Here is a 13,536-nt window from a genome sequence, read left to right on the forward strand (position 1 = left end):
TAGGTGCTGAAGGGTGGAGAGAGCGCTCTCTCAAGAGATTCCAGGCGTCTGTACGGCCCTGTCAACGCATCCCGCATAACAATCGGCGTTATTAAGAGAGCGTTCTCACGGGCGGCCGGACCGGTGTCCGGCGGGCGTCGTTCGGGGCCTGGTCAGCCGCTGAGCACGCGGCCGGCCATCCGGGCGTACATCCGGCCGGGGCTCGGCGCCCTCGTCAGGAAGCCGGGCAACATGGGCAGGCCGACGGCGAACGGGTCGAGCCGCTCGTACAGCTCGTCGGCGTCCGCGGGCCGGTCGTCCGGCTTCTTCTCCAGCAGCTGCGCCAGCAGCGCGCCCAGTTCTCCCGGCAGCCCGGGCAGGGCGGGCGGACGCTCCTTGACCTGCTTCTCGAAGACCACGTAGTCGGTGGGACCGGTGAAGAGCTGGCGTCCGGCCAGCATCTCGTGCAGGACGCAGCCGAGCGAGTAGAGGTCGCTGCGCGGCTCGGCGACGCCGTGCTGGATCTGCTCGGGCGCCATGTACGCCGGCGTGCCCAGGATCTGGCCGATCCTCGTGAACGTGGTCACGTCCGCGTCCCGGAGCATGGCCAGCCCGAAGTCCAGCACCTTCACGCTGCCGTCGGGGCAGAGCATGAGGTTCGTCGGCTTGAGGTCGCGATGGCAGATCGACAGCGCGTGGGCCGCTGACAACACCGCGCACGCCTGGGCCGCGATCGCCGCCGCCCACGACACGGGCAGCGGGCCGTGCTCGCTGACCACGTCGGCCACTGTGACGCCCTCGATGAACTGCATCACCTGGTAGAGCCGCTGATCGTGGGCGCCGAAGTCGTACAGCACTGGGGCGCCGGGGTGCTCCAGCCTGGCCAGGATGCGGGCCTCGCGGATGAACCTGCGCTCCAGCTCCTCGTCGGGCCCGCTGGGCAACCTGAGCAGCTTCACCGCGACCCGGCGATCGAGGTGGCGGTCGTGGCCCGCGTAGACCGCGCCCATGCCGCCCTGCCCTAGGGGAAGGTCGTCGAGCTCATAGCGGTCGCCGATGACCATTCGCCCTCCTGCCGCCTTTTCGGAAAAAAACTACACCGTCAGGACGGCGAGGAGTGCCGTCGCCTGGAGGAGCGGCGGGAGCGGAGCGACCAGAGCGGGGGAAGGCGGCGGCGTAGGGCGACGAGCCCGCCGAACGGAGTGAGGCCATGGGTTCGCGAGGAGTGCCGTCGCCTGGAGGAGCGGCGGGAGCGCAGCGACCAGAGCGGGGGAAGGCGGCGGCGTAGGGCGACGAGCCCGCCGAACGGAGTGAGGCCATGGGTTCGCGAGGAGTGCCGTCGCCTGGAGGAGCGGCGGGAGCGGAGTGAGGCCATGAGCAGGTGCCCGCCTCACGAGGTGAGGCCATGAGCGGGCGGGTGCAGGTGGCCGTCGGCGAGCCCGTCGAGGCCCAGCCTGATGAGCGTCTGTCCCAGGACGGCGGTCTCGCGCAGGGCGTCCTCCAGCACGGCGAGCTGCCGGAACGCCGCGCCGTAGGCCTGCTGCTCCCGTAGCGACAGGCGCGGCAGCCGGGTGCGGCGCACGTCGAACCTGCTGGAGCCGGTCGTCGCCCGGCCGCCCGCGGCCCGCAGGAAACCGGCCAGGAAGTCGGGGTCGAGCCGCCCGGCGTCGACGCGGTAGAGGGTCAGGTGGGGCCCCAGCACCGCGCCGTCGTCGGCCATCACCCGCACCGCCGAATAGGAGGCCACCACGTCGCCGGGGCGGATCGCGACCAGCCCCTGCTGCGTGCTGGTGAGGCCGGACGGCGAGGTGCCGTTGAGCACGTCGTCGGTGGTGAGCACGGGGATGTCGCCGCCGTCGGCGGCCATCTTGGGCGGGGCCTGCGCGGAGGTCACCAGGCCCTCCTTGATCAGGTCGCCCAGCGTGGTGGCGGGCTGGTCGAGCGGCTGCTCCAGGACCTTGAGGTCGGGCGGCACGGCGGCGGCCGCCAGGAATCGGTCGCGGGCCTCGGCGAACGCCCGCCCGACGTCGTCGCGCCGCTGGTGGCGGGCCGGGGTCATGTCGACCTCGTCGGCCAGCAGGTCGATGATGCGTACGGTCTGGTCGGAACGGTCCTCCAGGTAGGCCTGCCAGGCCGGCTCGACCAGCGACAGGTCGGCCGTGGCGTCGAGGATCAGCACGTCGGACGGCGGCCGCTCGCCCGACGTGGGGCGGCGCAGCAGCCACAGGTCGGAGCCGGGCAGCGCGACGACCGCCCGCAGCGCGCCGGCGCGCAGCAGGTTGGCGCGGATGCGGCGGCCGGCCTTGCGGCTGGCGGCCGCCGGGGGCATGAGGATGGCGACCAGGCCGCGCGGTCTGACGTGGGTGAGGCAGTGCTGCACCCAGGCCAGCTCGGGCTCGCCGCGCGGCGGCAGGCCGTGCTCCCAGCGCGGGTCGCCGGTCAGCTCCTCGTAACCCCAGGCACGTTCGTTGAACGGCGGGTCGCACACCACCGCGTCGGCTCGCTCTCCGGCGAACCCGTCGTGGCGCATGGAGTCGCCCGCCACGACCGTGGCCTCGATGCCGCGCAGCCGGAGCCGGGAGGCGGTGATGGCCGCCGACGTCTCGCTGAGCTCCTGGCCCAGCATCCTGGCGGGCATCCTGCGCTCATCGCCGTCCTGGCCATGGACCGATCGTGCGGGGGCGAGCAGCAGCGTCCCGACGCCGCAGGCAGGGTCGAGGATGGTGGCGCCGTCCGGGCTGACGAGCCGGACCATCAGCTCGGCCACGTCGTCGCGGGTGACGGAGAGCTGCCTGGAGTGCGCTTCGAGGTAGCGCTCGCACAGGAACTCGTACGCGGTCAGCGGGCCGTGCTGCCCGGCCAGCTCCAGGATCAGCCCGGCCAGCTCCGGGTCGAGCCCGACCGGGTGGTCCACCGCGCTGGCGCCCCCGGCGGCCCGCTCGACGCCTGGATCGTCCCCGGCCTGGGGGGCGCCGTCGCGGCCGGGCCCCTCGTCGGCGTAGGTTCCTGGGTCGGGAGAGGAGGCGGCGGCCTGCGCATGGCGGGTCAGGAGCACCCCGGCCTGGGCCACCAGCTCGCCCAGTCGCAAATCGCCGGCGGCTTTCAGGCGTTGCCACACCCGATCACCCAGGGAGACCTGGTAGGACTTCCCGTAGCGACGCAGCCAGGACTCGACCTGCCGCAGCGAGAACAGCGGCTGGTTGGCGGTGCCCCCGACAGGGTGGGGGAAATCGTCGTGGCGGCGGCGCCAGTTGCTCACCGCGGCACGCCCGACACCGGCGAGCCGGGCGATGTCCCCGGCGTTGACGGTCGGGTCGTGGCTCATGGGGCCCACAGTAGTTCACAAGAGTCTTCAGCGCATCTGCTTGTGAAGTCTTTCAACCAATGATTTACTGCAGGGTATGAAGCACAACATCCGCTATGCCGCCGGATCAGACGTGGGCCGCCGCAGGGAGCAGAACGAAGATTCCGGCTATGCGAGTGGCCGGTTGCTCGTGGTGGCTGACGGGATGGGTGGGCACGCCGCCGGCGAGCTGGCGAGTTCGGCGGCGATCGCCGTCATGCGGGAGCTGGATGCCACGCTTCCCGAGAGCGGCGCCGACCTGGAGGCGGCGCTGGAAGGCGCCGTGCACGAGGCGGCCCGCAGGCTGGTCGAGCTGGCCGAGATCGACCCCACGCGCAGGGGGATGGGGACCACGGTGACCGCCATGTTGTGGGACGGCTACCGGTTCGCCCTGGCTCATCTTGGTGACTCCCGCGGATATCTGCTTCGCGACGGCGCTCTCTACCAGATGACCAAGGATCACACACTTGTGCAGTCGATGGTGGACGAAGGGCGGATAACGGAGGACCAAGCGGCCGTGCACCCCAGGCGCTCGATGGTGCTGCGGGTGCTGGGCAGCGAGGGCAGGGCGGAGCCGGACATGGCGCTGCGCGAAGCCGAGCCTGATGATCGCTACCTCCTCTGCTCCGACGGTCTCACGACCGTGCTCGGGCCCGAGGTCCTGCACGAGGTGCTGACCACGGTGGCAGACCCGGGCGCGGCCGTCCAGCGGTTGATAGATCTGGCCAACGAGGGCGGCTCACCCGACAACGTGACCGTGATCGTGGCCGACGTCGTCGCGCCGGGCGCCGGAGAGGTGAGCGTCTACCGCGTGGGCGCAGGTTCCTGACCCTTCGCACCAGAGCCCAGGAGTCTCGTTCGCTCGGCTCAGCCTCGTCAGTGTGCTGACATCCCGGTGGCCACACGGCCGAAATTTCGCCTCATAGCAAGACACTTTCGCAGTGACGCACGCGTATGCGCGATGGCACTACTACAGTCCATCGTGATTCGCCGGTTATCTGGGAGGTGTCACCCTGGACCCGATCGCGGACGAGCTACTGAAGACGGTGCGGCAGGAACTCGGCTACAGGGAGAAGAGCGGCCAGGTCACCAAGTTCGGTCAGTGGTATGCGGATCGCGTCCAAGACACCCAGTATCGCAACGCGCCATGGTGCGACATGTTCCTCGCCTGGGCCGCGGACAAGGCCGGCCTCACCGAATACGTCGGCGAATTCGCGTGGACACCCTCCCACGCGGCCTGGTTCATCAAGCAGGACGCGTGGACGCGGAAGCCCGAGCCGGGAGCGCTGGTCTTCTTCGACTGGCGCGGCGGCAAGAGTTACAAGGGTGTCGACCATGTGGGCGTCGTGGAGCGCGTCGCCGGCAAGAAGATCCACACGATCGAGGCCAACGTCGACCGCGAGTGGCTCAAGCGCAAGACCCGCGAGACGGACAAGGTCGTCGGCTACGGCGTCCCGCGATTAGTCAAGGCGAACGCCGAGCGGCTCGACGAGATCAGGTCGACCGAGCGGCCGTTCGTGTCCGCGCCGCGACCGGGGACGGGCAACGGCTCGCCGCTGGACGTCTTGGGCACCCCGCACGCGCTGCTCGCCGCGATGGTGCTCACCACGATCGTGCTCACGTTGCGCGTGACCGGGCGCCGCCGCGGCACCCACCGCCGCTTCACCTGGCCCTGGAACGCGCCAACCACCCGCCGTCCCGCCAAGGCCTCCTCCGGTACGCGATCTCCGATGGCCGGCGAGAAGGCACGGGCCGCCCAGCCCGGCCCCGCCCAGCGCCACCCTGCCCCCGAGCAGCCCGCCCGCCCCGCGAGGATCCGCGTCCCCGCCGGCCCGGCGCATCAGGGCACCAGGCAGGCCACGCCCACCCGGCGCCGTCCGTACGAACCCGCTGACGCCGGCCGCCGTACGTCCGGTAGCGGCACGGCGCGCCGGCCAGGTCGGCCCTGACCCCCGCGCACGCCCTACCGGTAGGGGCGCGGCGCGAGCCCGGTGGGCGCTAGGACGGGAAGTCGATGACGGCCTTGACGTCGTGGCTCGGCTCGAAGGCCTCCAGGGCGCGCTCCAGCGGCAGCCGCCGGGTGATCAACCGCTCCAGCCACGCGATGTCCGCCTGGGCCAGCGCCGCCGCCGCATCCCTGAAGTGGCGCAGGTTGCCGTTGACGGTGCCGAAGATCACGTCGTTCTCCAGCACGATGTCCCGGTTGATCACCCCGGCGTCCACCCGGTGCGTACGCCCTCCAGGGGTGAGGCCGCACAGGCAGACGATGCCCGTGGCGGCGGTGGTGCGCATGGCGTCGATGACGAGTTGCCCCACGCCCGTGCACTCGATGATGATGTCCGGCTTCGCGTCGGCGAACGGCTCCAGCCCCGTGCCCGAGTGGTAGGTGCCGCCCAGGTCCTCCACCAGGCTGGACTTGAGCCCTTCGGGGGCGCGGTCGAGCACGTGCACCTCGAGCCCTCGCTGCCGGCCGAGGAGCGCGGCGAGCAGCCCGATCGGCCCCGCGCCGGTCACGAGCAGCGTGCGTGGCTCGAACCAGGACCGCGACCCGATGCGCTCGATCTGCTCCCACGCCTTGGCGACCACGGAGGTGGGTTCGACCAGCATGCCGACGCTCTCCAGCGAGGGGTCGAGGCGCACGGCGTAGCCGGCTTCGACGACCCAGCGCTCGCTGGCGTACCCGTCGAGGTCTTTGATGCCCCGCTCGGTGTAGCGGCCGTTGCGGCACATGTCGAACTCGCCCCGCTCGCAGGCCCCGCAGGGCACGGGGTCGGGGCGGCGTACCACGCCCACCACCAGGTCTCCGGGTGAGAAGGCGGATCCTTGGGGCGACTGGAGCACCCGGCCCAGCGACTCGTGCCCGATGACCAGGCGTTCCCTGCCCGGCGGCGGCCAGCCGTATTCGGCGGCGGCCAGTTCGCGGTCCGTCCCGCAGATGCCCAGGGCCAGCCCTTGGACGAGCAGCTCGCCCTGGCCGGGCTGGGGTTCGGGTAGGTCCTCGACGCCGAGTGTCCCCTGTTTGCCCGGTGCGAACGTCAGTGCACGCATCACGCTCACCCCCTCCTGCGGGGACCCTACCCCGGACGGCTTGGGAAATAGTAGGACGTCCTAGTATCTTCGGAGGTGACACCCTCACGAAGGAGTGAACAGGCGTGCACGTCCCGGTACACCCAGTCCGTTTCGTGACCGCCGCGGCCCTGTTCGACGGCCATGACGCGGCGATCAACATCATGCGACGCATCCTCCAGTCACAGGGGGCCGAGGTCATTCATCTCGGGCACAACCGGTCGGTCGACGAGATCGTCACGGCCGCCATCCAGGAGGACGCCCAGGGCGTGGCGATCAGCTCGTACCAGGGCGGGCACGTGGAGTTCTTCTCCTACCTGGTGGAACTGCTGCGCGAGCGCGGCGCGGGCCACGTCAGGGTGTACGGAGGCGGCGGAGGAGTGATCGTCCCCGAGGAGATCGAGCTGCTGCACTCGCGCGGCGTCGCCCGCATCTTCTCGCCCGAGGACGGCCAGCGCTACGGGCTGCCCGGGATGATCAACAAGCTGATCGAGGAGTGCGACGTCGAGCTGGACGACCCGCCCTCGGCGGAGGCCGTGGTCTCCGGCGACCAGGCGGCCCTGGCCCGGGCGATCACGCTCGTGGAGTCCGGGCGCGCCCCCGCCGACCTGATGGAGGGCCTGCGGGCCGCGGGGTCGAAGGAGGGCGACGCGAGGGCGCCGGTGCTCGGCATCACGGGCACGGGCGGCTCGGGGAAGTCCTCGCTGACCGACGAGCTCGTCCGCAGGTTCCGCGTCGACAACGACGACAAGCTGCGCATCGCGATCATCGCCATCGACCCCACCCGCAGGCGAGGCGGCGGCGCGCTGCTCGGCGACCGCATCAGGATGAACAGCCTGGGACCCCAGACCTACTTCCGCTCCCTGGCCACCCGCGGCGCCGCCAACGAGGTGCCCGCCTGCCTCGACGACGTGATCACGGCCTGCCGCGCGGCCGGCCACGACCTGGTGATCGTGGAGACGCCCGGCATCGGCCAGGGCGACGCCGGCATCGTCCCGCACGTCGACGTGCCCATCTACGTGATGACGCCCGAATTCGGCGCGGCCTCCCAGCTGGAGAAGATCGACATGCTCGACTTCGCCGAGGCCGTGGTGATCAACAAGTACGAGCGGCGCGGCGCGGAGGACGCCCTGCGTGACGTGCGCCGCCAGCTCGTACGCAACCGCGAGGCGTTCGGGGTGTCCCCGGACGAGATGCCGGTCTTCGGCACCATCGCCGCCCGCTACAACGACAGCGGCGTGACGGCCCTCTACCAGCACCTCAAACCGCTCCTGCTGTCCGGCGCCGGCGCCGGGCTGCTGCCCCGGGTGTCCGAGCGCACCTCCAGGGCCTCGGCCGCCATCGTCCCGCCCGCCAGGGCGCGCTACCTGGCCGAGATCGCCGAGACGGTCCGCGCGTACCACGCCGAGACCCTCGCCCAGGCGGAGGTGGCCCGCCGCCGCCAGCAGCTCGCCGCCGTACGGTCGCTGCTGGAGGAGGGCGACGGGCGGCTGGCCGAGCTCGAAGCCCAGGCCGAGCGGGAGCTCAGCGACGAGAGCCGGGCGCTGCTCGACGCCTGGCCCGCCGTCAAGGAGCGCTACACCGCCGACGAGCTGGTGGTGAAGATCCGCGACCGCGAGATCCACACCCCGCTCTGGCGCGAGACGCTCTCCGGCAACCGCGTCCCCAGAGTCGCCCTGCCCCGCTACACCGACCACGGCGACCTGCTGCGGTTCCTGCGCGGCGAGAACCTGCCGGGCATGTTCCCCTTCACCGCCGGAGTGTTCCCGTTCAAGCGCGCCGACGAGGATCCGACCAGGATGTTCGCCGGCGAGGGCGACCCGTTCCGCACCAACAGGCGCTTCAAGCTGCTGTCGGAGGGCCAGCCCGCGACCCGGCTGTCCACCGCGTTCGACTCGGTCACGTTGTACGGCCACGACCCCGACCTGCGGCCCGACATCTACGGCAAGGTCGGCACCTCGGGCGTCTCCATCGCGACGCTCGACGACATGAAGGTGCTCTACGACGGCTTCGACCTGGCGGCGCCCAACACGTCGGTGTCCATGACGATCAACGGGCCGGCCCCCACGATCCTGGCCTTCTACCTCAACGCCGCCATCGACCAGGCCCGCGACCGGTTCCGGGCCGAGCACGGCCGCGACCCCGGCGAGCAGGAGGACGCCGACCTGCGCGCCCGCACCCTGGCCACGGTCAGGGGCACCGTCCAGGCCGACATCCTCAAGGAGGACCAGGGGCAGAACACCTGCATCTTCTCCACGGAGTTCTCGCTGCGGATGATGGCCGACATCCAGGAGTGGTTCATCCGCAACGGCGTGCGCAACTTCTACTCGGTCTCGATCTCCGGCTATCACATCGCCGAAGCCGGGGCCAACCCCATCAGCCAGCTGGCCTTCACCCTGGCCAACGGCTTCACGTACGTGGAGGCGTACCTGGCCAGGGGCATGAAGATCGACGACTTCGCCCCCAACCTGTCCTTCTTCTTCTCCAACGGCATGGATCCCGAGTACAGCGTGCTCGGGCGGGTGGCCCGCCGCGTCTGGGCGGTGGCCATGCGGGAGAGGTACGGCGCCGGCGAGCGATCGCAGAAGCTGAAGTACCACATCCAGACCTCGGGGCGGTCCCTCCACGCGCAGGAGATGAACTTCAACGACATCCGCACCACGCTCCAGGCGCTGATCGCCGTCTACGACAACTGCAACAGCCTGCACACCAACGCCTTCGACGAGGCCGTGACCACGCCGTCGGCCGACTCGGTGCGCCGGGCCATGGCGATCCAGCTCATCATCAACAAGGAGTGGGGCCTGGCCAGGAACGAGAACCCGCTGCAGGGTTCGTTCATCATCGACGAGCTCACCGACCTGGTGGAGGAGGCGGTGCTCGGCGAGTTCGAGCGCCTGTCGGACCGGGGCGGCGTGCTGGGCGCGATGGAGACCGGCTACCAGCGCGGCAAGATCCAGGACGAGTCGATGGTGTACGAGATGCGCAAGCACGACGGCTCGTTGCCCATCGTCGGCGTCAACACCTTCCGCAACGGCGCGCACGGAGAGGACTCCGACCCGCACAAGCTGGAGCTGGCCAGGGGCACGGAGGAGGAGAAGCAGTCGCAGCTCGACCGCTTGCGCGCCTTCCACGAGCGCAACCGCTCGGAGGCGCCCGCCCAGCTGGCCCGGCTCCGTGAGGCGGCGATGTCGGAGGAGAACGCGTTCGAGGTGCTGATGGACGCGGCCCGCGCCTGCTCGCTCGGCCAGATCACCGAGGCGCTGTTCGAGGCCGGAGGCCAGTACCGCCGCAACGTCTGAAAGGTCCGCTGGCGGGATTCCTTCGGGGCGGGTTCTCGCCGGCGGATGACCTTACCCGACCTCGCGGGCGTACGCACGCGCGTGCAACTCGGCCGGCACGCCGCCCGCCACGGGTGGGCCTGACCCCCTGGTTCGTGGATCTCCGGCACAACCTGATATCCAGTGAATCGAACATCGCTACCAGGAGGCACTCATGTCCGACGTCACGTTCAAGGGCAACCCCATCACCGTAGGCGGCTCCTTCCCCAAGCCGGGCGACAGCGCGCCCGCGTTCCGCCTGGTCGGCGACGACCTGAGTGAGCGCACGCTCGCCGACTTCGGCGGGCAGACCAAGGTGCTCAACATCTTCCCGAGCCTCGACACCGGCGTCTGCGCGGCCTCGGTGCGCCGCTTCAACCAGGTGGCGGCCGAGCACCCCGGCGTGGCCGTGCTCTGCATCTCCGCCGACCTGCCGTTCGCGCAGAAGCGGTTCTGCGGTTCCGAAGGGCTCGACAAGGTGACCACGCTCTCGCTCATGCGGGGCCGCGAGTTCCTGGCCGACTACGGTGTCGCGCAGGAGTCGGGGCCGCTGGCCGGGCTGGCCGCGCGCGCGGTCGTCGTGCTCGACGGCGACAACAAGGTGGTCTACTCCCAGCTGGTGCCGGAGATCACGCAGGAGCCCGACTACGAGGGTGCGCTGGCCGCTCTCAAGTGAGCCATGAACTCCGCGGCCAGCTCCAGTAGGTGCTCGTCGCCCGTGGCGGTGTGCTGGAGGTCGATGATCACCGCGTGGACCCCGGCCTCCGCCGCGGCGGCGAGATAGTCGCAGATCTGGGCGACCGTGCCGCTCCACGGCGGCCTGCCGGTCTCCGTGATCTCGGGGTTGGTCCGCAGCACCATGCGGAGCGCGCCGGGGTCACGCCCGGCCCGCTCCGCCGTCTCGCCCACCGTCCGCCACATCGCGGTGAGCATCGGGATCGGCAGCGAGGCCGTCAGCCAGCCGTCGGCCCTGCGGCCGATGCGGCGCAGCGCGGGTGCGGCGAAACCGCCCAGGTAGATCGGCGGGCGGCGGGCCGGCTTGGGCTCGATATGGCTGGGCACGATCGTCCACGGCTCGTGCTCGAACGACACGGGATCGTCGCGCCAGATCGCCTCCAGGGCGTCGAGCGTGGCGTCATAGCGGCTCGCCCGGTCCCGCCAGGGCACGCCGGCGGCGGCGTACTCGTCGGACGACCAGCCGAGCCCCAGGCCGACGTCCAGCCGGCCGCCGCTGAGATGGTCGATCGTGGTGAGCGAGCGGGCCAGCACCACCGGGGGATACCAGCAGGCGTTGAGCGCGCTGGTGCCCAGCCGGATGGCGGAGGTCGCCGAGGCCGCCACCGCGAGCACCGCGAACGGGTCGAGGAACACCCGGTGCGCCTCGGGGATCCGGCCGTCGCCACCTGGATAGCGGTCCTTGGGGCGCAGCGGCGTCAGCAGCCGGTCGCCCGCCCACAGGCCGGCGAACCCCATCGACTCGGCCTCCCGCGCCACCCGCAACACGCTGGACAGCGCGGCGAACCTGCCGTATTGCGGCACGGCCAGCCCGACGTCCATCAGCTCTTTCCGCCCAGGTCGCGCATGGCGTGGATTCTACGGGTCCGTATCGCTTTAGGCTCGTGCTGTGGAAGACGACACCGGTGTGCAGGTGAGGGTTCCGGAGACCGTACGTCGGATCGTGTCGCTGGTGCCGTCGCTGACCGAGTCGGTGGCGGCCACCGTGCCCGAGGCGCTGGCAGGGGCGACCGACTGGTGCACCCACCCGGCCGATCTCGACGTGGCCAGGGTCAGGGGCACGAAGAACCCCGACCTCGACGCGATCAGATCGTTGCGACCCGACGTGGTGCTGGCCAACGCCGAGGAGAACCGCCCGCCCGACATCGAGGCGCTGCGCGCGGCGGGCATCCCCGTCTGGGTGACGAGGATCGAGACCCTGGACGAGGCCTTCGCCTCCCTGGGCCGGATGTTCGCGTACGCGTGCCGTACCGGCCGGCCCGGGTGGCTGGACGCGGCGGAGCGGGCGTGGCGCGCGCCCGCCGAGGGCCCGCGCCGCACGGCGATCGTGCCGATCTGGCGGCGGCCGTGGATGGTGGTGGGACGCGACACGTTCACCGGTGACGTGCTGCGGCACCTCGGCGTGGACAACCTCTACGCGGGCCACGCCGAGCGCTATCCCAGGATCCCGCTGTCCGAGCTGGCCGGGTGCGGGCCCGACCTGGTGGTGCTGCCGGACGAGCCGTACGCGTTCTCCGAGACCGACGGGCCCGAGGCCTTTCCCGGGCTCACCTGCGCCCTGGTCAGCGGCCGCCTGCTCACGTGGTACGGCCCGTCGCTCGTGCGGGCGCCCGCCCTGCTCCGCCGCGCCCTGGGCTGACCGGTCAGCCCGTCGTGCGCCCCCGGCCGGCGGGCCCGTGGAGGCCGAGCGCGGCGTCCACGGCGGAGGGGGAGAGCACGTGCCGCATGACGATGACCGCCATCCCGACGATGCCCGCCCGCTCGCCCAGCGACGTGGTGACGATCTCCAGGTTCGCGGTCGTGTACGGCAGGCTGCGCCGGTGGACGACCTCTCTGATGCCCGCCAGGTAGTGCTCCCTGGTGTCGGCCATGTCGCCGGCCAGCACCAGCACGCCCGGGTTGAGCAGGCTGACCGCCGTGGCCAGCACGAGGCCCAGGGTGCGCCCGGCCTCCCGGGTGCGCGCGATGGCCGCGGGATCGCCCGCCTGGACGAGGCGGACGACGTCGCGGCTGGACCCGTGGCCCAGGTCGGCGGCCACGGCGTGGCCGCCGGCCAGCGAGGCCACGCAGCCGCGCGAGCCGCAGGTGCAGACGCGGTCGTCGGTCTCGTGCAGCCGCACATGCCCAAGATTCCCGGCGGCGTCCTCAACGCCGCGATATATCGACCCGTTGAGCACGATGCCGGTGCCTATTCCGGTCGACACCTTGACGAGGACCAGGGACTTCGTGTCCCGCCACGTCGACCACCATTCGCCCAGCGCCATCGCGTCGGCGTCGTTCTCGACCATGACCGGCACGTCGTAGGCCGCGCCGAAGGCCTCCCCGACCGGGTGATCGTCCCATCCCGGCATCAGGAACGACCTGATCAGCCGGCCGGTGCCGTGGTCCACCGAGCCCGGCACGTCCAGGCCGATCCCGCACACCTCGCCCGGCGCCCGCCCGGCCCTGTCGAGCAGGCGCTGGAACGCCTGCCGCACCCACGACAGCACGGCTTCGGGCCCGAGCTCGATGCGCATCGCGGTGCGCTCCTCGGCCAGCGGCCTGGCCGCCAGGTCGGTCAGCGCCACCCTGGCGTGGGCGGCGCCCAGATCGGCCACCAGCATCAGCCGCCTGGTGGCGTCCACGGCGAGCACCGAGGGCGGCCGCCCGCCTCCGGACACGGCCACCCCCGGCTCGTGGATGTAGCCGGCGTCGATGAGCCGGTCGACCCGGTCGGTGATCGTCGAGCGGGACAGGCCGGTGTGCTCGATCAGTTCTCTGCGCGTCCGGCAGGTGCCCTGGCGGATGAGCTGGAGGATCTGCCCTGCCGTCAGCATGGGCCGCGGCGCCGGGCGTTCACCTGCGACCCTCGCGGAGGGCGCGGATTGTTCTCGTGGCAGGCGATCGGGGAAAGCGTCGGTCCGGTCTTCGCCAAGACACGCCGGACACGATCACATTCGGCGTCGGCGAAACGATCTACTCTGATGTTATTTCGGTCATCAGAAGACCGCGGGCCCGCCACGTCGAGGGCCTCGAAGCCTTGCACTGTCGCTGATCGAGCGATGCCGGTAAGGTCGCTTTCCGCAAGACACGTCGTCAGAGACCCCAATTTCATCA

10 protein-coding genes are annotated in these 13,536 nt (G+C 71.2%); 5 read left to right on the plus strand and 5 right to left on the minus strand.

Annotated features, from left to right (window positions below; all coding sequences use genetic code 11):
* Window positions 1-152: 152 nt before the first annotated feature.
* Together ABGA98_RS29700 and ABGA98_RS29705 are read right to left on the minus strand one after the other, a co-directional pair.
* Complete coding sequence (locus ABGA98_RS29700; protein ID WP_347621710.1) at window positions 153-1,043, minus strand: serine/threonine-protein kinase; 891 nt, start codon at window positions 1,041-1,043, stop codon at window positions 153-155.
* Between the two features lie 326 nt (window positions 1,044-1,369).
* Window positions 1,370-3,304: an N-6 DNA methylase gene (locus tag ABGA98_RS29705; protein WP_347621711.1), complete on the minus strand. Its 1,935-nt coding sequence runs from the start codon at window positions 3,302-3,304 to the stop codon at window positions 1,370-1,372.
* 76 nt (window positions 3,305-3,380) lie between these two features.
* On the opposite strand from ABGA98_RS29705, the gene ABGA98_RS29710 reads away from it, so the two are divergent.
* Complete coding sequence (locus ABGA98_RS29710) at window positions 3,381-4,151, plus strand: protein phosphatase 2C domain-containing protein (protein ID WP_347621712.1); 771 nt, start codon at window positions 3,381-3,383, stop codon at window positions 4,149-4,151.
* A 217-nt stretch (window positions 4,152-4,368) separates the two neighbouring features.
* Window positions 4,369-5,271, plus strand: coding sequence for a CHAP domain-containing protein (locus ABGA98_RS29715; RefSeq protein WP_347621713.1), 903 nt, complete (start codon window positions 4,369-4,371; stop codon window positions 5,269-5,271).
* 49 nt (window positions 5,272-5,320) lie between these two features.
* Here the strand turns inward: ABGA98_RS29715 and ABGA98_RS29720 are convergent, their stop codons facing one another.
* Window positions 5,321-6,370: a glucose 1-dehydrogenase gene (locus ABGA98_RS29720; protein WP_347621979.1), complete on the minus strand. Its 1,050-nt coding sequence runs from the start codon at window positions 6,368-6,370 to the stop codon at window positions 5,321-5,323.
* A 104-nt stretch (window positions 6,371-6,474) separates the two neighbouring features.
* On the opposite strand from ABGA98_RS29720, the gene icmF reads away from it, so the two are divergent.
* Together icmF and tpx are read left to right on the plus strand one after the other, a co-directional pair.
* Window positions 6,475-9,687 (plus strand): fused isobutyryl-CoA mutase/GTPase IcmF, encoded by a 3,213-nt coding sequence (gene icmF / locus ABGA98_RS29725; RefSeq protein WP_347621714.1) that lies wholly within the window; start codon window positions 6,475-6,477, stop codon window positions 9,685-9,687.
* Between the two features lie 193 nt (window positions 9,688-9,880).
* Entirely contained in the window at window positions 9,881-10,381 is a 501-nt protein-coding gene (gene tpx / locus ABGA98_RS29730) for a thiol peroxidase (protein ID WP_347621715.1), read from the plus strand.
* Here the strand turns inward: tpx and ABGA98_RS29735 are convergent.
* Window positions 10,351-11,262 carry a TIGR03619 family F420-dependent LLM class oxidoreductase gene (locus tag ABGA98_RS29735; RefSeq protein WP_347621716.1) on the minus strand — a complete coding sequence of 304 codons (912 nt, stop codon included), beginning with the start codon at window positions 11,260-11,262 and terminating at the stop codon, window positions 10,351-10,353. The genes tpx and ABGA98_RS29735 overlap by 31 nt on opposite strands.
* A 67-nt stretch (window positions 11,263-11,329) precedes the next feature.
* Between ABGA98_RS29735 and ABGA98_RS29740 the strand changes: the two genes are divergently transcribed.
* Window positions 11,330-12,079, plus strand: a complete 750-nt coding sequence (locus tag ABGA98_RS29740; protein WP_347621717.1) for a helical backbone metal receptor — start codon at window positions 11,330-11,332, stop codon at window positions 12,077-12,079.
* A 4-nt stretch (window positions 12,080-12,083) separates the two neighbouring features.
* On the opposite strand, the gene ABGA98_RS29745 is transcribed toward ABGA98_RS29740, so the two are convergent.
* On the minus strand, window positions 12,084-13,256 hold the full coding sequence (locus ABGA98_RS29745) for an ROK family transcriptional regulator (protein WP_347621718.1): 1,173 nt from the start codon (window positions 13,254-13,256) through the stop codon (window positions 12,084-12,086).
* Between the last annotated feature and the right edge of the window lie 280 nt (window positions 13,257-13,536).

The organism is Nonomuraea sp. B1E8 (assembly GCF_039871515.1).
In the GTDB taxonomy this organism is placed as follows: domain Bacteria; phylum Actinomycetota; class Actinomycetes; order Streptosporangiales; family Streptosporangiaceae; genus Nonomuraea.

Bases quoted from the DNA above. Each gene is read 5' to 3' on its own strand.
- ABGA98_RS29735 (WP_347621716.1), bottom strand. From the start codon at position 11,262: ATGGACGTCGGGCTGGCCGTGCCGCAATACGGCAGGTTCGCCGCGCTG.
- ABGA98_RS29710 (WP_347621712.1), top strand. From the start codon at position 3,381: ATGAAGCACAACATCCGCTATGCCGCCGGATCAGACGTGGGCCGCCGC.
- ABGA98_RS29700 (WP_347621710.1), bottom strand. From the start codon at position 1,043: ATGGTCATCGGCGACCGCTATGAGCTCGACGACCTTCCCCTAGGGCAG.
- ABGA98_RS29720 (WP_347621979.1), bottom strand. From the start codon at position 6,370: ATGCGTGCACTGACGTTCGCACCGGGCAAACAGGGGACACTCGGCGTC.
- ABGA98_RS29705 (WP_347621711.1), bottom strand. From the start codon at position 3,304: ATGAGCCACGACCCGACCGTCAACGCCGGGGACATCGCCCGGCTCGCC.
- tpx (WP_347621715.1), top strand. From the start codon at position 9,881: ATGTCCGACGTCACGTTCAAGGGCAACCCCATCACCGTAGGCGGCTCC.
- ABGA98_RS29745 (WP_347621718.1), bottom strand. From the start codon at position 13,256: ATGCTGACGGCAGGGCAGATCCTCCAGCTCATCCGCCAGGGCACCTGC.